Source organism: Streptomyces parvus (genome assembly GCF_032121415.1).
Lineage (GTDB): Bacteria > Actinomycetota > Actinomycetes > Streptomycetales > Streptomycetaceae > Streptomyces > Streptomyces globisporus_A.
Map to the genome: position 1 here is coordinate 308,371 of NZ_CP135079.1, position 24,502 is coordinate 332,872.

At 71.5% G+C, this 24,502-nt stretch carries 18 protein-coding genes; 7 read left to right on the plus strand and 11 right to left on the minus strand.

The features are described from left to right. Positions 1-13: 13 nt before the first annotated feature. The 4 genes from RNL97_RS02320 to RNL97_RS02335 all read right to left on the minus strand — a co-directional run bounded on the left by RNL97_RS02320 (position 14) and on the right by RNL97_RS02335 (position 4,894). Positions 14-1,063, minus strand: a complete 1,050-nt coding sequence (locus tag RNL97_RS02320) for an ABC transporter permease (RefSeq protein WP_243313117.1) — start codon at positions 1,061-1,063, stop codon at positions 14-16. Further along, entirely contained in the window at positions 1,060-2,034 is a 975-nt protein-coding gene (locus RNL97_RS02325) for an ABC transporter permease (protein WP_030587155.1), read from the minus strand. The genes RNL97_RS02320 and RNL97_RS02325 overlap by 4 nt, the downstream gene beginning before the upstream one ends. Beyond that, complete coding sequence (locus tag RNL97_RS02330; protein ID WP_243313118.1) at positions 2,031-3,677, minus strand: sugar ABC transporter ATP-binding protein; 1,647 nt, start codon at positions 3,675-3,677, stop codon at positions 2,031-2,033. The genes RNL97_RS02325 and RNL97_RS02330 overlap by 4 nt, the downstream gene beginning before the upstream one ends. 134 nt (positions 3,678-3,811) lie before the next feature. Then, positions 3,812-4,894: an ABC transporter substrate-binding protein gene (locus RNL97_RS02335; RefSeq protein ID WP_243313119.1), complete on the minus strand. Its 1,083-nt coding sequence runs from the start codon at positions 4,892-4,894 to the stop codon at positions 3,812-3,814. 574 nt (positions 4,895-5,468) lie between these two features. Here RNL97_RS02335 and RNL97_RS02340 point away from each other — a divergent pair. After that, entirely contained in the window at positions 5,469-7,817 is a 2,349-nt protein-coding gene (locus RNL97_RS02340; protein ID WP_313750302.1) for an AbfB domain-containing protein, read from the plus strand. A gap of 121 nt (positions 7,818-7,938) precedes the next feature. Here RNL97_RS02340 and RNL97_RS02345 read toward each other — a convergent pair whose 3' ends face one another. After that, positions 7,939-9,567 (minus strand): alpha/beta hydrolase, encoded by a 1,629-nt coding sequence (locus RNL97_RS02345; protein ID WP_234313448.1) that lies wholly within the window; start codon positions 9,565-9,567, stop codon positions 7,939-7,941. 265 nt (positions 9,568-9,832) lie between these two features. Beyond that, positions 9,833-13,198, minus strand: a complete 3,366-nt coding sequence (locus tag RNL97_RS02350) for a LamG-like jellyroll fold domain-containing protein (RefSeq protein WP_313750303.1) — start codon at positions 13,196-13,198, stop codon at positions 9,833-9,835. Between the two features lie 224 nt (positions 13,199-13,422). On the opposite strand from RNL97_RS02350, the gene RNL97_RS02355 reads away from it, so the two are divergent. The 4 genes from RNL97_RS02355 to RNL97_RS02370 all read left to right on the plus strand — a co-directional run bounded on the left by RNL97_RS02355 (position 13,423) and on the right by RNL97_RS02370 (position 18,158). Beyond that, positions 13,423-13,839, plus strand: coding sequence for an ATP-binding protein (locus RNL97_RS02355; RefSeq protein WP_030587168.1), 417 nt, complete (start codon positions 13,423-13,425; stop codon positions 13,837-13,839). Between the two features lie 92 nt (positions 13,840-13,931). Then, positions 13,932-16,295 (plus strand): FHA domain-containing protein, encoded by a 2,364-nt coding sequence (locus RNL97_RS02360; RefSeq protein ID WP_243313122.1) that lies wholly within the window; start codon positions 13,932-13,934, stop codon positions 16,293-16,295. Positions 16,296-16,304: 9 nt separating this feature from the next. After that, positions 16,305-17,138, plus strand: a complete 834-nt coding sequence (locus tag RNL97_RS02365; protein WP_032766037.1) for a hypothetical protein — start codon at positions 16,305-16,307, stop codon at positions 17,136-17,138. A gap of 6 nt (positions 17,139-17,144) precedes the next feature. Next, positions 17,145-18,158, plus strand: coding sequence for a serine/threonine-protein kinase (locus RNL97_RS02370; RefSeq protein ID WP_243313123.1), 1,014 nt, complete (start codon positions 17,145-17,147; stop codon positions 18,156-18,158). Between the two features lie 64 nt (positions 18,159-18,222). Here the strand turns inward: RNL97_RS02370 and RNL97_RS02375 are convergent, their stop codons facing one another. Continuing rightward, complete coding sequence (locus tag RNL97_RS02375; protein ID WP_313750304.1) at positions 18,223-19,521, minus strand: streptophobe family protein; 1,299 nt, start codon at positions 19,519-19,521, stop codon at positions 18,223-18,225. A 190-nt stretch (positions 19,522-19,711) separates the two neighbouring features. On the opposite strand from RNL97_RS02375, the gene RNL97_RS02380 reads away from it, so the two are divergent. Continuing rightward, positions 19,712-21,079 carry a DUF6777 domain-containing protein gene (locus RNL97_RS02380; protein ID WP_030587177.1) on the plus strand — a complete coding sequence of 456 codons (1,368 nt, stop codon included), beginning with the start codon at positions 19,712-19,714 and terminating at the stop codon, positions 21,077-21,079. A 30-nt stretch (positions 21,080-21,109) separates the two neighbouring features. On the opposite strand, the gene RNL97_RS02385 is transcribed toward RNL97_RS02380, so the two are convergent. The 4 genes from RNL97_RS02385 to RNL97_RS02400 form a co-directional block, all read right to left on the minus strand. After that, positions 21,110-21,451, minus strand: a complete 342-nt coding sequence (locus RNL97_RS02385) for a DUF1232 domain-containing protein (protein WP_030587179.1) — start codon at positions 21,449-21,451, stop codon at positions 21,110-21,112. 72 nt (positions 21,452-21,523) lie between these two features. Further along, complete coding sequence (locus RNL97_RS02390) at positions 21,524-21,796, minus strand: WhiB family transcriptional regulator (protein WP_030587181.1); 273 nt, start codon at positions 21,794-21,796, stop codon at positions 21,524-21,526. A 131-nt stretch (positions 21,797-21,927) separates the two neighbouring features. Further along, entirely contained in the window at positions 21,928-23,031 is a 1,104-nt protein-coding gene (locus RNL97_RS02395) for a PP2C family protein-serine/threonine phosphatase (RefSeq protein ID WP_030587184.1), read from the minus strand. A 52-nt stretch (positions 23,032-23,083) separates the two neighbouring features. Beyond that, positions 23,084-23,917 carry a Scr1 family TA system antitoxin-like transcriptional regulator gene (locus tag RNL97_RS02400; protein ID WP_030587187.1) on the minus strand — a complete coding sequence of 278 codons (834 nt, stop codon included), beginning with the start codon at positions 23,915-23,917 and terminating at the stop codon, positions 23,084-23,086. 213 nt (positions 23,918-24,130) lie between these two features. Here RNL97_RS02400 and RNL97_RS02405 point away from each other — a divergent pair, with 213 nt between their 5' ends. Further along, positions 24,131-24,496 carry an ATP-binding protein gene (locus tag RNL97_RS02405; protein WP_030587190.1) on the plus strand — a complete coding sequence of 122 codons (366 nt, stop codon included), beginning with the start codon at positions 24,131-24,133 and terminating at the stop codon, positions 24,494-24,496. The last annotated feature ends 6 nt before the right edge of the window (positions 24,497-24,502 follow it).

A 24,502-nucleotide genomic window follows, 5' to 3' on the forward strand; every position in this document is an offset into this window, starting at 1 on the left:
CGATCCGTACGGCTCAGGTGGTTCTCCGGCTGCGTGCGAGGTAACGCTGCGCCACGACGACAACGATAAGGAAGCCGCCGCTGACCACCGACTGGTACGAGGAGTTGAGCGAGCCGATCTGGTTGATCAGGTTCTGGATCACGGCGAGCAGCAGGACACCCCAGAGGGTGCCGCTGACCGAGCCCGCACCGCCGATGAGGAGCGTGCCGCCGATGACGACGGCGGAGATCGCGTCCAGCTCCATGCCGACCCCGACGATGGTGACACCGGAGGAGAGGCGGGCGGCGTTCAGCGCTCCGGCGAGTCCCGCGAGCAGCCCGCTGAGGGTGTAGACGAGGATCTTCGTCCGGGCGACGGGCAGCCCCATCAGGGTGGCCGCGTCGCTGCTGCCGCCGACCGCGAACAGCGTCTGCCCGAACGAGGTCCGCTGGAGAAGGACGCCGCCCGCCCCGAAGAGGGCCAGCGCGATGAGGACCGGGTGGCCGAAGCCCCAGACGCTGCCCTGGCCCAGCTCGGCGAAGGCGGAGTCCTTGGGCACCAGGTAGGTGGTGGCCCCCTCGTCGGTGAAGGCGAGCAGCATGCCGCGCGCCGCGAGGAGACTGGCCAGCGTGACGATGAAGGGGGCCATGTTGGCGCGGGCGATGAGCACCCCGTTTACCAGGCCGATCGCACCGCAGACCACCAGGGGGACGAGCAGGGCGGCGAGGAAGCCCCACTGCGAGGCCCAGGCGGCGAGGACGCCGCCGAGGGCGAAGACGGAGCCGACGGAGAGGTCGATACCGCCGGTGATGATGACGAGGGTCATGCCGAGCGCGACGATCGCCAGGAACGAGGCCTGGACGGTGACGCCGCGGGCGTTGTCGAGGCTGGCGAACGTCGGGTAGACGAACGAGGCGATGAGGATCACGGTCAGCAGGACCGCGAGGACGCCCTGGCGCTGGACGAGTTCCCCGATGCGGGATCCGGTGGAGCGCTCGGGACGGGGTTCGGGGCGCGAGGGAGCGCTCTTGAGGGGCGCCGGGGCCTTCGCCGCGGGCACGGTGGCCGGTGTGGTCTTGTTCATCGGGACCTACGCTCCCGGGCGACGTAGACGGCGGCGATGATGATGGCCGCCTGGGCGATCTGTGCGGTGGAGTCCGGCAGGTCGTGCTTGACGAGGGTGGCGCGCAGCAGCTGCATCAGCAGAGCGCCGGCGACGGTCCCGAGCACGCGGATGGAGCCGCCGTTCAGCGGGGTGCCGCCGACGACGACCGCCGTGATGGCGGACAGCTCCATGAGGGTGCCGAGGGAGGACGGGTCGCTGGCGGTGAGCCGTGCGGTGGCGAGGATGCCGGCGAGGGCGGCCATCACACCGCAGAGGATGTAGACGCCGATCAGGACGCGCTTGACGGGCAGTCCGGACAGGGCGGAGGCCGAGCGGTTGCCGCCGATGGCGACGATCTGCCGGCCGAAGGTGGTGCGCTGTACCAGGAACGCGACGGCGAGCGCGAGGACGCCCGCGATGAGGACGACCGTCGGGATGCCGAGGAAGGAGCCGGTGCCGAGCGCGAGGATGTCCGGGTTGACGATCTGCTTGAGCCGGCCGTCCGCCATGACGAGGGCGAGCCCCCGGCCGCCGACGAACAGGGCGAGCGTGGCGACGATGGGTTGCAGCCCGACGAGGGAGACGAGCGTCCCGTTGATCGCGCCGACCACCGCCCCGGCGAGCAGGGCGATCAGGAGCGCGGGGACCAGTCCGTAACCGAGGTAGAGGGGCAGCAGGGCGGCGGCGAGCGCCATGGTGGAGCCGACGGAGAGGTCGATGCCCTCGGTGCCGATGACCAGGGCCATGCCGAGCGCGACGATCACGATGGGCGCGACCTGGACGAGCTGGGTGCGCAGGTTGTCGGCCGTCATGAAGTGTTCGGTGAACAGGGCGTTGAACAGCAGGACGACGGCGACGGCCGCGTACACCCCGTACTCCTGGTACCAGGCGGGGTCGCGGAGCCGGGCCGCCGGCTTCGCGGGGCGTGGCAGGGTGGCCTGGGTGGTCATCGGAGATCCTCCTGGCCGGCCGGGGCCTTCCCGCCGGTGTCGGGCGTGCGGTCGGCGGGCGCGGCGCCGGGTGTGTGGTCGGCGAGTACTTCGAGGAGGCGGCTCTCGTCCACCTCGTCGCCGGCGAGTTCACCGGCGACCGCGCCGCCGCGCAGGACGACGATGCGGTCGGCGCCCTCGATCAGCTCCTCGATGTCGGAGGAGATCAGCAGCACGGCGAGCCCTTCGCGGGCGAGTTCGTCGATGAGGGACTGCACCTCGGCCTTGGCGCCGACGTCGATGCCCCGGGTGGGCTCGTCGAGCAGCAGGACCTTGGGCTCCAGGCAGAGCCAGCGGGCGAGCAGCACCTTCTGCTGGTTGCCGCCGGAGAGTTCGCCGACCTTCTGTTCGGGGCTGGACGCCTTGATCCGCAGTCGTTTCATGAAGATGTCGACGATGCGGTCCTGCTTGGCGCGGGAGACGATCCCGGCCCTGGAGAGCCGGGGCATGGCGGCGAGCACGATGTTCTCGCGGACGGAGAGTCCGGGGACGATGCCCTCGGCCTTGCGGTCCTCGGGGAGCATGCTGATGCCCGCGCGGATGGCGGCGGCCGGAGTGGGGCGGCCGATGCGCCGGCCGTCGACGGTGATCTCCCCGCCGTCCAGGGGCAGCGCGCCGGTCAGCGCCTTCGCGGTCTCACTGCGTCCGGAGCCCAGCAGACCGCCGAGTCCCAGCACCTCACCGGCGTACAACTCGACGGATATGTCGTGCAGTTGGTGACGTCGGTCGAGGCCGGTTGCGGTGAGGACGGGGGTGCGGGCGGCATCGTGCCCCTCGGCGGCGAAGCCGGTGAGGCCGTCGCGGCGGACCTCGGCCATGTCGCGGCCGAGCATCATCGACACCAGCTGCATGCGCTCCAGCGGGGCGAGTTCGCCGGTGTGGATGTGGCGGCCGTCGCGCAGCACGGTGACCCGGTCGCAGATGCGGTACAGCTCGTCCATGCGGTGGCTGACGTAGAGGACGGCGATGCCCTGGCCGCGCAGGTTCTCGATGACCCGGAACAGGGTCTCGACCTCGCGGGGCTCCAGCGAGGAGGTCGGCTCGTCCATGATGACGACCTGCGCCTGTACGGAGACGGCCCGGGCGAGGGCGACCATCTGCCGGGTGCCGACGCCGAGCGTGTGCAGGGGCCGCTTGGGGTCGACCCGGACGCCGAAGCCGTCGAGGAGTTCGGTGGTCTCGCGGTTCATCCGGGTGAAGTCGATGAGCCCGAAACGGTTCTTCGGCTCCCGGCCCAGGAAGATGTTGCGCGCCACGCTCATCAGCGGGACGAGGTTCACCTCCTGGTAGATGGTGGAGATCCCTGCCTGCTGCGCCTCGAAGGGACGGGCGAAGCGGACGGGTTCGCCGTTGACGCGTACCTCGCCCTCGTCACTCCGGTAGACGCCGGTGAGCACCTTGATGAGGGTCGACTTGCCGGCCCCGTTCTCGCCGACGAGCGCATGGACCTCGCCCGCGCGCAGGGCGAAGGAGACGTCGTCCAGGGCGACGACGCCCGGGAACCGCTTGCTCACCGAGCGGGCTTCGAGTACGGGGTCCCCCACGGCGGTGGCCCCGGGCCCTGCGGTCTCCGGGTGCTGGGGTGCCTCTTGGGTTGGTGCCATGAATCCTGGCCTTCCGGTGGTACGGGAACGGTCCCGGGCCGCCGCGTCGCCCCCGGGGGATGCCCGGGGCCGAGGCGGCGGCCGGAGTGCCGGTCGGAGTGCCGGTGCGGGTTCCGGTGGGAGCGCCGGCCGGGTCAGTACGCCCCGCCGAGCGATTCCTCCGCGTTGGCCTCGTCGTACGCGCGGTCGGTGATGATGACGTTCTCCGGGATCTCCTCACCGGCGTAGAACTTCTGCGCGGTGGCGAAGGCGAGCGGACCGAAGCGGGGGTTGGACTCGATGACGGCGTTGTACTCGCCGTTGACCAGGGCCTGGACGGCGTTGCGGGTGCCGTCGACCGAGACGATCTTGACGTCCTCGCCGGGCTTCCTGCCGGCCGCCTTCAGCGCGGTGACGGCGCCGAGGCCCATCTCGTCGTTCTCGGCGTAGACGGCGGTGATGTCCGGCTTGGACTGGATGAGCTGCTCCATGACCTGCTGGCCCTTGTCGCGGGCGAACTCGCCGGTCTGCTGGGCGACGATCTCCAGGCCGGGGGCCTTCGCCTTGACCTGGTCGACGAAGCCCTTGGTGCGGTCGGTGGTGACGTTGTTGCCGGAGGCGCCGAGGAGGATCGCGACCTTGCCCTTGCCGCCCGTGACCTTGATCATCGCGTCGGCGGCGCGCTTGCCCTGCTCGACGAAGTCGGAGCCGAGGAAGGCCACGTAGTCCTTGCAGGCGGTGGAGTTGACCTTGCGGTCGATGGTGAGGACGGGGACCTTCTTGGCGGCCGCCGCCTTCAACGCGGGCTCCAGACCGTCGGAGTTGAGCGGGGCGACGATGAGGAACTGCGCGCCCTGGGACAGCATGTCCTGGATGTCGCTGATCTGCTTGGACAGCTGGGACTGGGCGTTGGTGGTGAGCAGCTTCCTGACGCCGATCTTCTTCGCCTCGTCCTTGATGGACTGGGTCTCGGCGATCCGGAACGGGTTGGCCTCCTTCTCCGACTGGGAGAAGCCGACCACGGCGTTCTTCAGGTCCAGCTCGGGCGCACCGTAGGTCTCCAGCGTGCAGCCCGAACCGGACGACGATTCGGGGGACTTGGCCTTCTGCGCCGCCTGACTGCTGTCGCCGCCCGCGTTGTTGGAGGTCTCCGACTTGGCGCAGCCGGCGGCGGCCAGCGTGGTGGCGGCGAGGACGCAGGCCACGGCGAGGGTACGGGATCGACGCTGGATCATCATGCGCGGAACGCTCCTTGGCGGGTTGACGGCACGCTGATCGGCGTGCGGTCGGGCATGCGGGACGAGGCATCGGCCACGGGGCAGCTGACGCCGCTGCATTCCTCACACCCCTGCTCCGGACTGCGGGAACAGCGGTCGTGAGAGCCTGCGCAGCCTGTCGGCAGCTCGGTTTACAACGTTATATAGGCGGCGCGGCACGGGCGGCAAGAGCGTTGTCGATGCGTTTCCAAAAAGTGTCGGCCGACCGCCCCGGCCGTCTCCCGGCCGACGACTCGCCTTGCGGCCCCGGCTCTGCGCGGGGTCTGGACACCCGCCCGACCCCGTGCTGTCATACCGCCGGACGCCTGATTTCTAACGTTGCAAGAACGGCTCTCGCCCGACCGCCCCGCCACGCGACGGCGGTCCTCGGCATGCGCAAGGTGCTCGGCGTGGACGGCAGGTCCATGGCTGACAGCGCGCACGTCGTCCAGTACGACGAAACGGGACGGCCGACCATCTCTGGCGGCTGCTCCGAGAGCCCTCCCCACGTACCACCCGCCCTTCCCCGTACGAGCGTAGAAAGGGACGTCCGACCATGCGACCAACACCCGCACCCCGCCGCCGCGCCTGGTGGCGGAGATTGACGGCCACCACCGGCCTCGCCCTGGTGGCCACCGCCCTCGTGGGGACCGGCACCGCCCCGGCCGCCGCCGCGCCCGCCGCCTGGGAGCCGAAGCCCGCGCCCATGACGACGCCGTGGACGAACCAGGTCCCCGTCGACAAGCCGCTGCCGGAGTATCCGCGCCCGCAGCTGACCCGCCCCGACTGGACGAACCTCAACGGCATCTGGGACTTCGCGGTCACCGGCCGTGACGCCGGGCAGCCCGCGACGTTCCCGGAGCAGATCCGAGTGCCGTTCGTCGCCGAGTCCGCGCTCTCCGGCATCCAGCGCCGGATCACCGAGAACGACAAGCTCTGGTACAAGCGGACCTTCACCGTCCCCGCGAACTGGAACAACCGCCGGGTGAAACTGCACTTCGGGGCCTCGGACTGGCACACCACGGTCTGGGTCAACGGCACCCGGGCCGGGGCGCACAAGGGCGGGTTCGACTCGTTCGCGTACGACATCACCCCGCAGCTGAGCGGCGGCACGAACACGGTCGTGGTCTCCGTCCACGACCCGAGCCAGACCGGCGGCCAGGCGGTCGGCAAGCAGCGCATCACCGATGTGAAGCCGCACCCGGGTGGCGGGATCTTCTACACCGCGGCCTCCGGCATCTGGCAGACCGTCTGGCTGGAACCGGTGGCCTCCGCCCACATCACCCGCCTCGACATGACGCCGAACCTGGGGAACAACACCCTGCGGGTGAAGGTCCAGACGGCGGGCGCGGCGGGCCGGAGCGCCCGGATCACCGTCTCCACCGGCGGTACGGTCGTGGGCACGGCGACCGGCGCGGTGAGCGGCGAGATCCCCGTACCCGTACCGAACCCCCGGCTGTGGACGCCCGAGGATCCGTTCCTGTACGACGTGAAGGCGGATCTCCTCGACGGCTCGGCCGTCAGCGACACCGTGGGCAGCTACACGGGCATGCGGTCCGTGGGCATCGGCAGGGTCGACAACGTCCTGCGGCCGTTGCTCAACGGGAAGTTCGTGTTCCAGACGGGCACCCTGGACCAGGGGTACTGGCCGGACGGCATCTACACCGCGCCGAGCGACGAGGCGCTGAAGTACGACCTCCAGGCGCACAAGGACCTCGGGTTCAACATGGTCCGCAAGCACATCAAGGTGGAGCCGCAGCGGTGGTTCTACTGGGCGGACAAGCTCGGTCTTCTGGTGTGGCAGGACATGCCCTCGATGGACACCGGAAAGGTGCCGGACGGGCCGGCGCGCACCCAGTGGGAGGCGGAGTACCGCGCCGTCATCTACCAGCACCGCAGTTCGCCCTCGGTGGTGATGTGGGTCAACCAGAACGAGGGCTGGGGGCAGTACGACCAGGCGAGGATCGCCGACGAGGTGAAGGCCCAGGACCCCTCGCGTCTGGTCAACAACATGAGCGGGGTCAACTGCTGCGGCTCGGTCGACGGCGGCAACGGCGATGTGGTGGACCACCACATCTACGTCGGCCCGGGGAACACCGCGCCGAGCGCCACGCGGGCGGCCGTGCTGGGCGAGTTCGGCGGGCTCGGCTACAAGGTGCCGGGCCACGAGTGGTATCCGGGCGGCGGCTTCAGCTACGAGGACCAGCCGAGCGTCGCCGCGCTCGACAACCGTTTCGTCGGGCTGCTGGACGCCATCCGGATCGGCCAACTGCCCGCCGGGCTCTCCGCGTCGGTCTACACCGAGATCACGGACGTCGAGAACGAGGCGAACGGGCTGCTGACGTACGACCGCCAGGTCGTGAAGGTCGACACCGCCCGGGTGAAGGCCGCCAACCAGGCCCTCGTCCAGGCGTCCCGCAACCCCGCTCCCCCGGTGAACCTCCCCACCGGGCAGAACACGTCGCTGCGGGTCACCACCCCCGGGCACACCACGAAGCATCTGCGCCACTACGACGGGCTGGCCTTCACCGAGGTCGTGAACAGCGGGAGTTCGGCCGTGCTGAAGGCGGACGCCACCTGGAAGATCGCCCCCGGGCTCGCCAACAGCAACTGCTACTCCTTCGAGTCCCGGAACTACCCCGGCGAATTCCTCCGCCACCGGGAGTTCCGGGTCCGCCGCGACGCCAACGACGACTCCGCGCTGTTCAAGGCGGATGCGACGTGGTGCGCGGTCGCGGGCGACGGCGGGGTGCGGTTCACCAGCGCCAATCTGCCCGGCAGCTATCTGCGCCACATCGGCTCCGAGGTGTGGCTCGCCACGCCGGGCGGCGGGCAGCCCTTCGACAACCCGGCGCTGTTCACCGAGGACACGACGTGGGCGGTGGACGCGCCGTGGGCGCCGTGAGCTGACCGGGGCAGGGGCCCGGCGGCGGTGGACCAGGTTCTCTCCGTCGCCGCCGGGCCCCTGCTGCTCGGGGTCCCTCCTGAGGGGGCCGGCCGGGTGCCGTACGGCCGGGCTCAGCGTGTCAGAAGCGGTTCGGGGCGCGTTCCGGGACCGGGGACCCGGGGAGCGCGTCCGGCTTCTCGTTCCGGCGTGCCTGCGCGTTCGACGCGGCGGTCGCCTTGCAGGTCACGTCCTTCGCGGGCAGCTTGCCGGTGGCCAGGTAGCGGTTGACCGCGCCGTCCGTGCAGGCGTTGCCGCTCGGGTAGACACCGTGGCCTTCGCCGCCGAGGACGGTGACCATCTTCGAGCCCCGCAGCTGGGCGTGCAGGGCCTGGGCGCTGGGCAGCGGGGTCTGCGAGTCCCACTCGTTCTGGACGACCAGGGAGCCGACCTTGTTCTTGATCACGGTCGCCGGCTCGGCGGACTTCCCCCAGAAGGCACAGGGCTTGATGCTGGACGCGAAGTCCCCGAAGAGCGGGTAGCGGCCCTTGTCCTCGATGGCGTCCCGCCGGTAGGTCTCCGGATCACGCGACCACGCGGCCGAGTTGTCGCCGCACACCACGGCCCAGAAGCTGGCCGTCATGTTGTCGGCGGGTGTCTCGGCGGCGAGTGCGGCCTTTCCGGCCCACTCGGGCGCCGGGGTGCCGTCGCCCTCGATGATCCGGGCGAGCTTCTTCGCGGCGGCGGGCTTGCCCTCCGCGGCCTTCTTCAGCTCCACGACCGCCTCGGAGGCGGACTGCGGGGTGAAGGCCAACGCGCGCATCCCCTGGCGGATGTCGTCGCCGTCGGTGGGCTGTCCGTCCACCTCGATCGGGTCCGCGTCGGCCCGCGCGACGAGCTCCCAGAAGGTCCGGTCGACCTTCTTGGGGGTGTCGCCGAGGCCGTACGTCTTCGAGCGCGCGGCGGCCCACTCGGTCCACCGGTCGAACGCGGGTTCCGCGCCCTCGGCCCACCACTGGATCATCCCGCGCCAGGCGCGCTGCGGGTCGACCGCGCTGTCCAGCACGAACCGGTCGGCCCGGGCCGGGAAGAGCTGGGCGTAGACGGCCCCCAGATAGGTGCCGTAGGAGTAGCCGAAGTAGGAGATCTTCTTCTCGCCGAGGATCGTCCGGACCAGATCCATGTCGCGCGCGGTGTTACGGGTCGTGATGTGCGGGAGCCGGTCCCCCGTCTTCTTGCGGCACTTGTCCGCCACCGTGCGGGCCCAGGCGACGTCCTTGGCGTACGTCTCCGCCCTGTAGGGCCGCAGCCAGTTCTCCTGCTCCTGCGTGAGGTTGCAGGTAACCGGGCTGGAGCGGCCGACACCGCGCGGGTCGAAGCCGACCAGGTCGTAGCTCTTGAGTACGGACTCGGGCAGCTCCTCCTTCATCATCAGGGGCATCCACAGCCCCTCTCCGCCGGGGCCGCCGGGGTTGGAGAGCAGGATGCCGCGCCGCTTGCCGGGCTCGGCGGTCCTGATCCGGGATATCGCCAGGTCGATCCGCTTGCCTCCGGGCTTCCGGTAGTCCAGCGGCACCTTGACGGTGGCGCACTGGTACGCCGCCGAGGTGTCGGGGTCGCACCGCTTCCACGTGGGCTTCTGCTTCGCGTACCGGTCGAGCACGCTTTTGGCGGCGGGCGAGGAGACGGCCGAGGCAGTCCCGGCCGAGGGGGCGGCAGCCGGGGCCGCGGTGGCCGTCGAGGCGGCGAGCGCCGGGGCCAGCGTCGCCATGGCGCTCACGGCCACCAGGGGCGCGAGACGTCGTCTGCGCACGATATCGATCCTTCCGGTCACATGTTCGGACAGGAGGATCTTGCCGGACCTGGCACGTCTGCGTATCCCTCCTGGGGCCTCACCTCTTCTACGCCTCGGGAATGACGGCAACGGGCGTGAATGGTCCGCGGGTTGGAGAACCATTCACGCCACGGCGGGGTCCGCTTCCCTCCCGGCGCGTCCGGTGGTTCCGGATGCGCCGGGAAGGGCCCCGTCCTTGCGGTTACGGCTTCTGACGGCCGTGGAGCGCGGACACCTCTTCGGCGGTCAAGGCCTTGTCGTGGACCTCGACCTGATCGACGGAGCCGTTCCAGAAGTCGGTCCTGGCGCCGTCGTACCGGGCCCGGCCGACGGAGAGCGGGCCGGTGCTCACATCGGCCGGACCGGCCTCGGTGGTGGCGGCGGGCTTCCCGTCGACGTACAGCGTGATCTCGTCACCCTTGCGGACCCCGACCAGGTGGTACCACTTCCCGGTCTCCGGGGTGAGCTCCAGGCGGGCGCGCTTGCCGCCCGGGGTGGAGAAGGCGAACGCCCCCTGGCCGTACTGGAGGTAGAAGGGGTTCTCGGTGCGCCGGCCGTCCTGGCTGACGACGGTGGCGTAGTTGGCGGGTACGGCGTCGAGCGAGGCCCACGCGGAGACGGTGTAGTCCTTGGTGGTGTCCACGACCGGACCGGCGCTCTGTGCGTAGCTCCCCTCGCCGTCGAACTTCAGCGCCGAGCCCGTCACGCCCGGGGCCCAGGAGGAGCCGCCCTCCAGGGTGAGATGGGCCTTGTTGGGGCCGCTGTCGCGGGCGGTCGTGCCCTTGTTGTCGTCGAGCGACCAGGAACCGCCGCCCTTGAGCTCGTCGCGCTCACCGGCGCCGGCCCCGGCGGCGATGACCTGGCGGTTGATCTCCCGGACCTTCTTCGGGTCGACCTTGATCTCTCGACGGTCGTACGTCCAGAACCCGTTGAGTTCGTTCTCCAGGTCGCTGACCTGGGTGTAGACGGACCCGGACAGTTCGGCGCCGGCCGCCGCCAGGTAGTACGTACGGGTGTTGTCGACGTACTTGGCGGTGAGGGCAGCCTTGTCCGCCACCCCGGAGTAGATGTTGGCCGGGGCGCCCGGCCACATGTGCCCCGGCGTCCGCAGCGTGAAGCCGCCGTGCTCGCCGTCCATCGCGGCGCGCCGGTCGTCCGGGAAGGCCGGGTCGTTGTTCACGTAGTCGTGGTGGTCGATGATCTCGCCCTTGCCGGAGTCACCCTTGGAGGCACAGCAGTTGACGCCGCTGTGTGCGTTGACCACGCGGGACGGGTCCAGCGCCTTGACGTCATCGGCGATCTTGCCGGTCTCCGTGCGGTCCCACTCGCCCCAGCCCTCGTTGAAGACGATCCAGCCGCTGATCGAGGGGTGGTTGTGGAACTGCTGCATCAACTCCTCGCCCTGGGTGAGGAAGGCGTTCTTGCCGGCTTCGTTGTCGATGTCGGCGTTGACGAAGTCCTGCCACACCAGCAGTCCGAGCCGGTCGGCGTGGTAGTACCAGCGCGGCGACTCGACCTTGATGTGTTTGCGTACGGCGTTGAAGCCGAGGTCCTTCTGAGCCTTCAGGTCGAAGGTGAGGGCCGCGTCGCTGGGCTGGGTGTACAGCCCGTCGGGCCAGAAGCCCTGGTCGAGCATGGCCAGGGAGAAGAACGGCTTCCCGTTGAGGACGAGCTTCTGGTAGCCGCCCACCTTGTCGACCTTCAACTGCCGCATGCCGAAGTAGCTTTCGACGCGGTCCTTGGAGCGGCCGTCGGTGAGGGAGACGTCGAGGTCGTACAGGTAGGGGTCGTCGGGCGACCAGAGGTGCTGGTTCGCGAGCTGGAGGCCGAGCTCGCGGTTGGCGGGGCCGCTGACCGTGCCGACGACCTTGCCCTTGCGGTCGCGGGCGACGGCGGTGATCCGGGCGTCGCCGGACGCCTTGGCGGAGTTGACGGTGACCGCGAGCCGGCCGGTGTCGATGTCCGGTGTGGTGGTCAGGGAGTCGATGGCTGCGGGGGCGACCGGCTCCATCCACACGGTCTGCCAGATGCCGGAGGTAGGGGTGTAGACGATGCCGCCGGGGTTGGTGGACTGCTTGCCCTTGGGCTGGTTCGGTCCCGTCGTGTCGGTGACGGCGACGACGATCTCCTGGGGACCGCTGCCCAGAAGCGCGTCGGTGATGTCGGCGCTGAACCCCGTGTAGCCGCCGGTGTGTTCGGCGACCTTGGTGCCGTTGACCCAGACGGTGGAGCGGTAGTCGACGGCGTCGAAGTTGAGCTTCAGCCGCTTGCCCTTGCCGCTGCCGTTCCCCTTGCCGCCCGTGCCGATCGACCAGTTCTTCGGCACGGTGACGAGCTTGCGGTAGAACATGTGGTCCTCGTCGCGCTCCAGGCCGGAGAGCTGGGACTCGACCGGGAACGGCACGGTGATCTTCTCGTCGAGCTTCTTGCCGAAAACCGGCTGCTCGCCCTCGGTGGCCCCGGCGAACTCCCAGGGCCCGTTGAGGTTCTTCCACTGGTCACGGACCTGCTGCGGCCGCGGGTACTCGGGCAGCGGGTGGTTCTTGTCCAGCTTGTCGCCCCAGGGGGTGGTGAGGCGGTGCGTGGAGAGGTTCTTCGCGGTGCGCCCGATCTCCGGGACCGTCTCGGACCCGGACTTCAGACCGGCCTTGCCGTCATAGGCGACCTTGACGCGCTGGTCCTTCTGGACCGGTGCGGCGAGATCGATGACCAGCGCCCTCGGGTTGTCCGAGGCACGGTTCACCGACTTCACCGGCATCGGGGAGGTGTCGACCTCGATCTTGAGGTGCTCCTTCACCTTCCGGTACTCCGTGACCCGGTCCCTGAAGGTGGCCTGGAGGCGCTTGCCGTTCCGCGCGACGCTCAGGGCGACCGGGTAGACCTCGAAGTCGGGGGGCGGGGTGAACGCGGACTCGGGGACGATCTGCTTCTTCAGGCCGTCGGCCTCCCAGCGCAGGAACATGCTGGCGCCGCCGGTGTCCTGGAACATCTCCAGCTTGAAGTCGTGCTTCTCCCCCGCCTTCAGGGCGATCGGCTCGCTGCGCTGCTCCTTGTCCCAGTCCGGCTCCCAGTGGTCGATGACAACGTTGCCGTCGAGGAAGAGCCGGAACCCGTTGTCGCCGATGGCGGAGAAGGTGTACTCGCCGTTCTCGGGGGCCTCGATCTGTCCGGTCCACCGGGCCGTCGTGTGCTCGGTCTTCCCGGTCGCCGACTCGAACGTACCCGTGAGTCCGGGGAAGTTGATCTCGGGGTCGAGGGTGGTGGCGCCGAGCTCGGCGAAGTCGCGGGCGCCCGGGGCGGACATGCTGAAGTACTCGCCCTTCAGCCCGCGGACATCGGTGACCGGGTCGTCGGCCTTGAAGGCCTGCGCGGTGGCTTCGGCCGGTACGGCGGGTGTGGCGGCCGCCGTCGGCACCAGGGTGGCACCGACCGGTACGAGCAGCGCCGCAGCGCAGATCAGGGCCCTGAACAGGGCGCGGGGGCGCGGGTGTTGTCGTCTCAAGGCGTCGTCCTCGTCGAAGAGCCGGGGGTGCCTCCGTCCAGCGAGGCACTGCACATAGTCGAACATTGAGCCACAACAGCAAACACTGCACAACGGTCGTGCACGCGAAATTTTCAACGATAGAAAGAGCGGGCCCCGCACCAGGAACGATGCGGCCTCAGGATCGGCCGAGGGGGGCGAACCGGGCCGCTCGGCGTACGGAGCGCACGTTCTGCCGCCGGTCTCCATGAAATGCCGTTTCGGGGGTACCCGGACTCCAGCCAGAAAGCTCACGTGACGGGGTGAACGCTATGAACGACCGCATTCTGATGACGTTGTCACCGGACGGCGAGACCCGTACCGATTTCGTCTGCCGACCGGAGAAGGCAGCCGACGCGCGGGACGCCGTCAGCGCCTTCGTCGCCCGGCTGCATCCCGCGCCGACCTCGCACATGGTCCAGAACCTCCTGCTCCTCGTGACGGAGCTGGTCACCAACGCCGTCCGGCACGCGGGGGCCGTCACCGCGCTGTGGCTGACCGCGGACCGCAGGGGCGTCCATGTCCGGGTCACCGACCCGAGCCCCGCGCACCCGCAGGACCGGACGCCCGACCTGACCGGGCGGACCGGTGGATTCGGCTGGCCGATGGTCCAGCGGCTGGCCCAGGAGGTACGGGTCCGCGAGGCGGTGGGCGGCGGGAAGGTCATCCTCGCCACCGTGCCGCGCTGACCGCGCGCGGAAATCCGGAGCGACTCCCCGACGGTGGGCGCCGAGAACCTCGACGACGGGCGCCGATCAGTACCTATCGATAGAATTCACCCATGGGAGAGCGGCCCGCAACGCCGACTGCGCCCGAACTCGTTCTGGAGACCGATCTGGGCTCCACGGTGATGAGTCCGAGCCGGGACTACCATGTCGGGCGCGACCCCGAGAGCGACATCGTCATCGACGACGACCGGGTCTCCTGGCACCACGCGATCCTGCACCCCGAAGACGGCCACTGGACGCTCGAGGACGAGGACAGCACCAACGGCACGTACACCGCAGGCCGGCGCATCCGCGCCTCGGACGTCGGCGCGGGCAGCGAGATCCGCTTCGGCAATCCGAGCGACGGACCGCGCGCCGTCCTGCTGGGCCGGGAACCTCCCGCCGCAACCCCCTCCACCGACCGCCCCTCGGCGGTCTCGATGCCTGCGGCGACGGGCACCTTCCGGCAGCCGACGACGGTACGGCCGCTGCCCGCCAAGACGGTACGGATCGGCCGCGACGCGGGGAACGACCTCGTCATCGACGATCTGGCCGTCTCGCGCCACCACGCCGAACTGCGGGCACTGGCCGACGGCACGTACGAGATCGTCGACCTCGGCAGCCACAACGGAACCTTCCTCAACGGTCAGCCGGTCGCCCGCGGCCCTGTCGGTCCCGGCGACATCGTCGGTATCGGCCACTCGGCGTTCTGCCTGGTCGGCGACTCCCTCCAGGAGTTCGTGGACACCGGTGAGGTGTCGCTGGACGTCCAGGACCTGGAGGTGACGGTCGGCCGCGCGGGCAAGGGCGGCAAGACCCTGCTGGACAAGGTCTCCTTCCCCGTCGGCGAGAAGTGCCTGCTCGGTGTGGTGGGCCCCAGCGGTGCGGGCAAGTCCACGCTGCTCAACGCACTCACCGGCCAGCGCCCGGCCGACCGGGGCACGGTGCTCTACGACGGCCGTGACCTCTACCGTGACTTCGCCGAGCTGCGCCAGCGCATCGGCCTCGTCCCGCAGGACGACATCCTGCACGCGCAGCTGACCGTGCGCAAAGCCCTCGGTTACGCCGCCGAGCTCCGCTTCCCGCAGGACACCGCGAAAGCGGAGCGGCAGGCGCGGGTCACCGAGGTGATCCGGGAACTCGGCCTCGAACAGCGCGCCGACCAGCCGATCCACTCGCTCTCGGGCGGCCAGCGCAAGCGGGTGAGCGTGGCCCTGGAGCTGCTGACGAAGCCTTCGCTGCTCTTCCTGGACGAGCCGACCTCCGGGCTCGACCCCGGCATGGACCGCTCGGTCATGCACATGCTGCGCGGACTGGCCGACGACGGCCGCACCGTCATCGTGGTGACGCACAGCGTGCTGAGCCTGGAAGTCTGCGACCGGCTGCTCGTCCTCGCGCCCGGCGGACGCATCGCCTACTACGGCCCGCCCGAGGACGCTCTCGCCTTCTTCGGTTTCGAGGAGTGGCCGGAGGCGTTCGAGGCGTTCGAGAACGACCGCGACCGCGACTGGGCGGCCACCTACGCCGGATCGCCCTTCCGCCGGCAGTACATCGACAACGCCTCGGCCCAGCCGCATCTGCCGTCCGCCGCGCCCGGAGCGATGGTCGCGCCACCGCCCAAGACCCGCAACTGGGGTGCGCAGCTGAACACTCTGGTGCGCCGGTACGCGTCCGCGCTGGGCGCGGACCGGACGTTCCTGATCATCATGATCGCGCTGCCCTTCGTCATGGGCGCCATGGCCCGCGCGCTGGCGGGAAGTCGGCTCACCCAGGAGACGGCGATGAACGCCCTGCTGATCCTGTGCGTGGGCGGAGTGCTGACCGGAGCGGCCAACGCGGTACGGGAGTTGGTCAAGGAACGAGTGATCTACCAGCGCGAGAGAGCCGTCGGCCTGTCCAGATCCGCGTACCTGATGTCGAAGATCGTGGTGCTCGGAACCATCACCGTCCTCCAGGCCGTGGTGCTGACCCTGGTGGGTCTGATGGGTGTCGATCTCGGCGCACCGGGCGGTGAAGGGGTGTTCCTGCCACCGCTCGTGGAGATCACGCTGGCCGTGGCCCTGCTGTCCTTCACCGCGATGATGCTCGGTCTGCTGGTCTCCGCGCTGGTGCGCAAGGAGGAGGTGACGATGCCGCTGCTCGTCCTCCTCGCGATCGTCCAGGTCGTCTTCTGCGGCGCGCTGCTCAAGCTGCACGGTGTTCCGGGCGTGGAGCAGCTGTCCTGGCTGGTGCCGTCGCGGTGGGCGCTCGGTGCGATGGCCGGGACGATCGACCTGGCGCGGATCGTGCCGGGCGAACTGACCTCCGATCCGCTCTTCGAGCACTCGGCGGGGATCTGGCTGCTCAACATGGGCATGATGGTCGTCCTCTCGCTCGTCTTCGGATACGTGGTCGCGAAACTGCTGAGGCGGCACGAGCCCGCGGTCATGCGGAAGTGAGCTGGTTCCATGGCGACCCCGACCCCGGAATTCCGCCCGACGCACGTCGTTCCGCCGGACGGGCTGCCCGCGTGGGAGTCCCCCGACACCGCCCGCCCCACCGATCCGCTGGACGCGCTGCTGCCGGTGGAGCTGCGGGACCGGCGCGGGGACTGGGCGTACGTCGCCTGCTCCAACGGCTGGTCGGCCTGGGTCGACGGCCGCCTCCTCGTCTCCGTACCGCAGCAACCCCCGGCACCGGGGGCGCCGATGGCACGCACCGCGGATCCGCGACCGCTGCTCGCCAGGGCGGAGGAGTCGCTGAGCCGGTACCGTCGGGCGGCCCAGGACCTGGCCGAGGGCCGCAGCGACGGGGAGGGCTTCCGGCAGCGGACGCGGGGGCTGCGGGTCGGGATGGTGGTGGACGGGGAGTCGGTGTGGCTGTACGACGCCGAGCACGAGCGGTGGGTCTTCTGCGACGGGGCCCGGCTGAGCACGTACGCGGCGGAGGCGGGCCCGGGGGCGGCGGCACCGGTCTCCGCGTCCGGGGAGGCGGAGACGCCGGAGCCCTTTCGCGTAACGGCCGGCGAGGGCCCGGAGCCGACGCGGGTGGTTGCGCCTGACGGCCCCGAGCCCACTCGTGTGGTCCCGCCCGAAGAGCCCGAGGCGACACGGGTGGCCCCCTCTGACGGCCCGGAACCGACGCGCGTGGTCCCGCCCGAGGGACCCGAACCCACTCGTGTGGTGACCCCCGACGACTCCGAACCCACCCGCCTCGTCGCCCCCGAGCCCACCCGGGCGATCACCGTCGCCGGGCCCGATGAACCGTCCGGCGGCGGGGCGTCGGGCGATGCGGGGCGGTGACGGGCGATGGCGCCGCCTCCCCCGTCGCACGACGCCGGGGTGCCCACCGGGCGCGAGGACGATCTCGTCGGCAAGCGGATCGCGAGCTATCTCGTGGAGGCCGAGATCGGCCGCGGCGGCATGGCCGTCGTCTACCGCGCCAAGGATCTGCGTCTTGACCGGATCGTCGCGCTGAAGCTGCTCGCCCCCGAGCTGGCCCGTAACGACACCTTCCGGCAGCGGTTCACGCACGAGTCGCGGGTGGCTGCCGCGATCGACCACCCCCACATCGTGCCGGTGTTCGAGGCGGGCGAGACGGAGGGGCTGCTCTACATCGCCATGCGGTTCGTCGCGGGAGCGGATCTGCGCGTCCTGATCGACCGGCGCGGGCCGCTGGACCTGACGGCCGCCGTCCGGATCGCCGCCCAGGTCGCGTCCGCGCTCGACGCGGCCCACGACCACGACCTGGTGCACCGGGATGTGAAGCCCGGCAACATACTGGTGGCCGCGGGCACCGACAGCGACCACCCGGAGCACGTGTACCTGACGGACTTCGGGCTGACGAAGAAGTCGCTGTCGCTGACCGGGTTCACCACGGTCGGCCAGTTCGTCGGCACCCTCGACTACGTGGCGCCGGAACAGATCTCCGGGCGGCCGGTGGACGGGCGGTGCGACGTGTACAGCCTCGCCTGCGTCGTCCAGGAGACCCTGACCGGGGCCCCGCCCTTCCAGCGGGACGACGACATGGCGCTGCTGTGGGCCCACCAGTACGACCCGCCCGCCCCGCCGAGCGTACTCCGGCCCGGGCTGCCCGCCGCCGTCGACGGCGTTCTGGCTAAGGCGCTCGCCAAGTCCCCGGAGGACCGTTACGAGACCTGCCTGCGGTTCGTCGCCGCGCTGCGGGCCGCGGCGGCGGGCATCGGCCCCGGCGGGCACCCGTCGACCCGGGTGGACGCACCGGCCGGCTCCTGGTCGGCCGCACCCGAACCACCGCCCGCCCCGCCACGCTGGGCCGCCCCGGTGTTTCCGGGGGCCGGCTGAGCGAACAGACGGGGCGCCTCCGGGGGTGGGGTGCACGGCCGGCTCAACACCGCACGCCGGTTGTTCAGGCGCCGGAGCCGGGTCCTGGCCCCGGTTCCACGACCTCACCGCGCCGGTGCACCCGGGTGGCCGCCAGACCGCCCACGAAGCCGGTGACCAGGCCCCACAGCACCGTGAACCCGAGCGCCGTCCACAGTTTCGCGCGCAGCGACACCTCCCCGCCGAGTCCCCCGCCCAGGTCCCCCAGGCCCAGGAGGGAGAGCCCGTAGTGGGCGGATATCCGGGCGGTGAGGCAGATGAACAGCACCGTCAGGGTGAGCGCCGCCGCCATGTGGACCGCGTGCTGCCACAGGCGCGTCCGGGCGGGCGACCTCGCCGCCATGAGGAACGCGGCGGCCAGCACCAGCACGGCGACGACGACCACGAGCCATCGGACGCGCCCGTCCTGTTCGGCGAGGGTGCTCAGGTTCAGGGTGGAGAGGTCGGGGGTGCGCAGGACGGTGTCCAGCACCTGGGGCATGGGCAGCCCGAAGGGGCCTTCGACCTTGCCCTCCCAGGACGCGCCGAGGCCGAGGGTGAGCGCGAGCCAGACCAGGTTGGGCAGTCCGAGCAGGAGCACCGCGGCGGTTTCGGCGGGGTGGCCGCGCGTGATCATCACGATGATTCCGGCGAGGACACCGAGCGCGACGCAGGAGAGGAGCAGCACGACCATGGCGAACGCAGCGGGGCGTACGGCTTCCTGGAAGCGCAGCAGCCGGGCGGGGAGCGGGGCGCGGCGCGAGACGATCAGGGCCAGCACGAGGACCCCGGCCAGCCACAGCAGCCCGAAGACCAGGGTGAGGGGGATCTCCGCCCGGAATCCGATCTTCGGGTCCTCGCCGAGGAGGTCCCCGCCCCCGTTGCCGGTGAGGTCCTCGGCCGAGAGGGTGAAGGTGTGCCGGCCGATCAGCGAGAGGACGATCAGCGCGACGATCCACAGGGCGGCGACGCGGCCCGCCCAGCCGGCCAGTTCACGGCCTCCGGCGACGGCCCGGTGGTGCAGCGGACGGAGGAAGCCCCGGGCGACGAGGAGCGCGCCCGCGAGGGTGACCGAGAGCGGCAGGACCGAAAGGTCGGCCTGCGTCCCCACGAGGGAACCGGCGTCCCCGGACAGCCCGACGGAGCCGCCCGCCGCCATCACCACCACCGCGGCGACGACGGCCGGGAAGGCGCCGCCGGGCAGCCCGGCCGCACCGGCGGCCCAGAGGCCGAGCGCCGCGGTCACCACCATGGCCAGCACACCGGTGAGGACCGCCAGGAGCGCGTCGCGCCAGCCGTGCGGGGTGCGTGCACTGTTCTCGTCGTTGCTCGCCCGGACGTTCACGACCCCACGCTAAGCAGCGCCCGGACGCTTCGCTCCCCGAGGAAACGGTTGCCTCCTCCGCTTGCGGGGAGCGCCGGGGCGGAGCAGACAATGGGGCGAAATGCCCTGGATCGTCACTCTCTGGCCCCGGTGCGGAATCGAGGTCGGGCGGGGGCTCCGGGGCGGGTACCGACAACGGGGAGCAGAGCCCGTGAGTGTCCAACCGCCGCCTTCCGGCCGCCCCACAGGACCGCCGTCCGGCCCGCTCTCGGGCCCCTCGGATTCCGGCCCCACCCCGCCCCCTCCGACCGTTTCGGGCCCGCCGCCCGGCCCGCCCAGCGGCGGCGACCACGGTGGGCCGAACGGCCCCGGTGGCTCGGGCGGACCGGGTGACGGGGGCGGTGGGGGCGGCCCCGGGTCTTCCGGTGGTGGTCCCGGCGGCCCGGGCGGCGGCTCGGGTGCCGCCCCCGGTCCCCGCCCCGACCGTCCCTGGTGGCGTTCGGTGCCCCGGATCGCGGCGATCGCGACGGCTCTGGTGGCCGCGGTGGTCCTGGTGGTCGTGCTGACCCGGCCCGAGGGCGGCGGCGGGTCGAAGGAGGGCGGCGAGGTCTTCCTCCAGGCGGCGGGCGAGTCCGGGGCGGATCCGTTCACGGAGTCCACGGCGAACGACGACGCCGCCGCGCCCGGGACCGCCAGCCCCTCCGTCGCGCCGAGCCCGTCGAAGACCGGCGCGCAGGTGACGCGGGGCGTGGACGGCGCGGCCCCGGGTCTGTACGGCGGCACGCAGAAGATCGCGAGCTGCGATGTGGAGCAGCAGGTCAAGGTGTTGCAGTCGGCGCCGGACAAGAACCGGGCGTTCGCCTCGGTCCAGGGCATCGAGCCGTCTGCCGTCCCCGGCTATCTGCGCGGGCTCACCCCGGTGACGCTGCGTATGGACACCCGCGTCACCAACCACGGCTACCGGGACGGCGAGGCCAACGCCTATCAGGCCGTGCTCCAGGCGGGTACGGCGGTCCTCGTCGACGACCGGGGCGTCCCCAGGGTGCGGTGCGCGTGCGGGAATCCGCTGCTGCCGCCCGTCGCCCAGGAGGACCCGCGGCAGAGGGGCAAGGCGTGGCCGGGCTACCGGGCGTCCGGCGTGGTCGTGGTGGAGCCGGCCGAGAAGCCGGTGAAGGAGTTCGTGATGGTCGATCCGGAGAACGGCGACTGGTTCAAGCGGCCGGCCGGCGACACGGGCGACGGCGACAAGAAGACGGATCCGCCGAAGAACGCCTCCGAGTCCCCCTGCCCGCCCGGGTCGGACCCCTGCCCCGCCTCGTCCGGAACGACCCCGTCGGAGCCCGCGCCGGACGATCCGGCGTCGCGGCCCGGTGAGGATCCGGCGACCTCCGAGCCCCCGCCGGACGCCCCGGCGACCTCGGAGCCGCCGCCCGACGACCCGGGGACCGAGCCCGCGCCGGAGGACCCGCCGGGCTCGCCCGACTCGCAGTCGGCCCCGCAACCGCCCGCCCCGGACACCGCGGCCCCGCGGGATCCCGGCGCGGAGACACCCCCGCCGGGCGCGCCCGTCTTCGACTGAGCCGGTGAGGAGCGGCGGTCCGCCCGCCCCTCAGCCCACGGCGTCGGGGCGGCGCTCCGCCGGGGGCGCCTGGGTCTTCGTCCGCGCACCCGTTCCCGTACGCACTCCGGCGGCCGACGCGGCCGCGCGCAGGGAGCGCAGGGCGACCAGCAGGAAGCCGATGTCGTCGAGGTAGACGGGGTCGGGCAGCAGGTCGACCGGTGACACGGTGTAGATGACGGCGGCCCAGACGAGCGCCTTGCTGCGCAGCGGGATCCCGGCGTCGACCAGCAGCTTCCTGGCCCTGAAGACGCGGACCAGCAGCACGACGGCCACGGCCAGCATGATGAGCGCGGCCACGGCGCCGAGAACGAGCCAAGCGGTGGTGTCCATGGCTCATCGTGTACCCACTCGTTCCCGGATCACGAACACCGCTCCGGGCGGCGGCACTGTGCGGCGTACGGGTCAGGCCCCGCGTCCCCGGGCCTCCGCGCGCCTGCGGCTGCGGCGCTTCAGGGCGCGTCGCTCGTTCTCGGACAGGCCGCCCCAGATACCCGAGTCCTGTCCGTTCTCCAGGGCCCACTCCAGGCAGGCGGCCTGGACGGGACAGGTCCGGCAGACGGCCTTGGCCTCCTCGGTCTGGACGACCGCGGGTCCGGTACTCCCGATGGGGAAGAACAGGTCCGGGTCCTCCTCGCGGCAGGCGGCGTGCAGGCGCCAGTTCTCCGTGCTGCTCAACTCTGCTCACTCCCGAATGTCGTGATGTCGTCAGTCGGTTGCCGTATGTGTCTTCCGTGCGGGTGACCGACGATCGACGCCTCAAACACGTATCGGCGGACAGAACCGGCCGCAGGAGCGCGTAGGGCCCGCTACGCGTGCGGGGGGACCGGGGGGCGGTGGAGGGCGAGGAGGGCCTGATCGTCCTGGATCCGGCCCCCGGTGTGCTGGCCGACGTCCTCGATCAGCAGATGGAGGATCTGTGCCGGGGAGGCCGGGTAGCCGACCAGCGCGCGGTGGTGGACGAGGAAGGGCAGCCGGACGGACGCGTCGTAGAAGACCCCGGATTCGTCGCGGGCCTCGGTGACCCCGTCCGTATAGCAGATGAGGGTGGCCCCGGGCGGAAACGGGAACGTGTCGACCGGGCACGACCAGGCCCCCAGGCCGCTCATACCGAGCGGGGGCGCCTCCTCGGAGGGTTCGAGGACGGTGGCCCGGCCCTGGGCGTCCAGGAGCACCGGCGGTGGATGACCCCGGTTGACGACCCGTACGGCGCCGAGGTCGTCGGCGAACTCGGCGATCAGCGCGGTGGTGAACCCCTCCTCCTGCTCCTGGCCGCCGCGCCTGCCGCCCTCGCGCAGGAGGGCCCGCTCCAGCGCGGCGACCAGGCCGGGCAGGTCCTCCGCCTCGTCCGCCGCGTACCGGAAGGCCCCCAGGTCCGCGCAGACCGCGCTCACCGCGCCCAGGCCCTTGCCCCGGACGTCCCCGACCATCACGCGCACCCCGTGCGGGGTGTCCTGGACGACGTAGAGGTCGCCGCCGATCATGGCCTCGTTCTCGGCGGGCACGTACCGGGCGGCGATCCTGAGCTCCCCGAGGCGTGAAGGGGGACGGGGCAGGACGGCGCTCTGGGCCACGGCGGCGATATGGCGGGCGCGCCGGGCCTGGGCGTCCCGGCCCTCCAGGGAGCGGTTGATGAGGACGGCCAGCACGGTTACGGCCAGAAGGGTGAGCTGGTCGGCGACGCCGCGCTGCCAGCCGAAGGTGCCGTCGTACCAGGCGAGGACCGCGTGGACGGCCATGGCGAGGGCCCCGATCGCGATGATGCCGCGCAGGCTCAGCAGCGGCGCGGCGGCGACCGGGGCGGCCATCAGCAGGGGCGCCGAGGTGACATCCGTCGGGGTCACCAGGTCCAGCACGACGCCCAGCACGATGACCCCCAACGGGATCCACTTGGCCCTGCGCGACTGCACCACTCCCCCACGCTGTACGGGGTCGGGTCCCGCCGCATCCCGGCAGCGGACGCGGTCACTCCGGAAGCGGGGTCCCCGGGCCGGGCGCGGCGGCGCACGCGGCGTCGAGCCGGATGCGGTGGGCCATCACGGCCTCGGGATCGTCGATGAGGTCGACCCGCACGCCCGGGGTCTCCAGCACCGCCTGGTCCCCGATCTCGGGTGCGGGCACCCGGAGGATGTGCAGGGGCGGTACGCCGGTCAGGGGGTGCGGCGGGTGGTCCAGGGGCACCACCTGGACGGTGACGTGCTGCTCCCGCACGGCCTCGGCCAGCGCGGCCCGCTGCCCCTCCATGGTCTCCCGGTCGCCGACCCGCGTATGGAGGGCCGCGGCCGGGAACAGGGCCCACAGGGCGGCCCCGCGCTCGCACAGCCGGCGACGGCGCTCGCGCAGCAGCTCGACCCGGCGTTCGCGGCGGGCGGGGCTGTCCCCGGGGTACTGGGTGCGGTAGAGAGCGGCGGCGTACGCGGGGGTGCGCAGCAGTTCGGGCACGAGCGCCGGGTGCCAGGTCCGCACGAGGCTCGCCGAGGACTCCACGCCGATGACCTCCTGCTGCCAGGTCTCCATCGCGTCCCGCCAGCGGTGCCACCAGCCGGGCAGGTTCGCGGCCGCGAGCCCGGCCATGATGGGTTCGGCCACGGCGGGCGGCACGCCGTAGCAGCGCAGCAGTTCGCCGACCTGTCGGGCATCCAGTCCGGTCTCCGCGCGTTCGATACGCCGTACGGTGGCGGGGTGGGCGTCCAGCGCCTCGGCGGCGGCCCGCAGGCTGACACCCGCGCGTTCCCGCAGCATGCGGAGTCGGACCGCGAGGACGCGGTGTTCCACCGTGGGGCCGGACCGGGCTCGCATGCGCATACCTTCTTCGTCGAGCCCCGTGGCGGAGCATTACACACTCTGTCGCTTGCAAAGTATGCGTTTTGCGTCGAGAGTGCATACATGTCGGAAATAGTCAGTTGCGCGGAGCGTGCCCCCGATGACGGAGGTGTCCGAGGTGCACACAGCTGGTGGGTCCCCCGATTGCCCGGGGGTGTGCCGGAGGCCCGGCACCGGGTCCAGGAGGCCATGCGGGCCTGGGGCGAACCGGCCGAACGGATCGAGGCGGCGGCTCTGATAGTGACCGAACTGGTCACCAACGCGGTGCAGCACACCAGCACCCGGCGGATCCGCTGTCGGCTCCTGCGCTCCACCCAGGGCGTGCGCATCTGCGTGTGGAACCGCGGCCGGGCCCGGATCCCGGCCCCGGCCTCCCCGGCCGACTCGGCGGGCCTTCCCGTCGGCGAGGCGCCGACGGCCGGCGATCTGGAGGCCGACGACGCGCTCGACCGTCTCAGCGAGGACGGCAGGGGGCTTCTGCTCGTCGACGCGCTGGCGGCCCGCTGGGGCACCCGCGCCGCACTGGCGGGCCGGCTCGTCTGGGCCGACCTCTAGACCCCT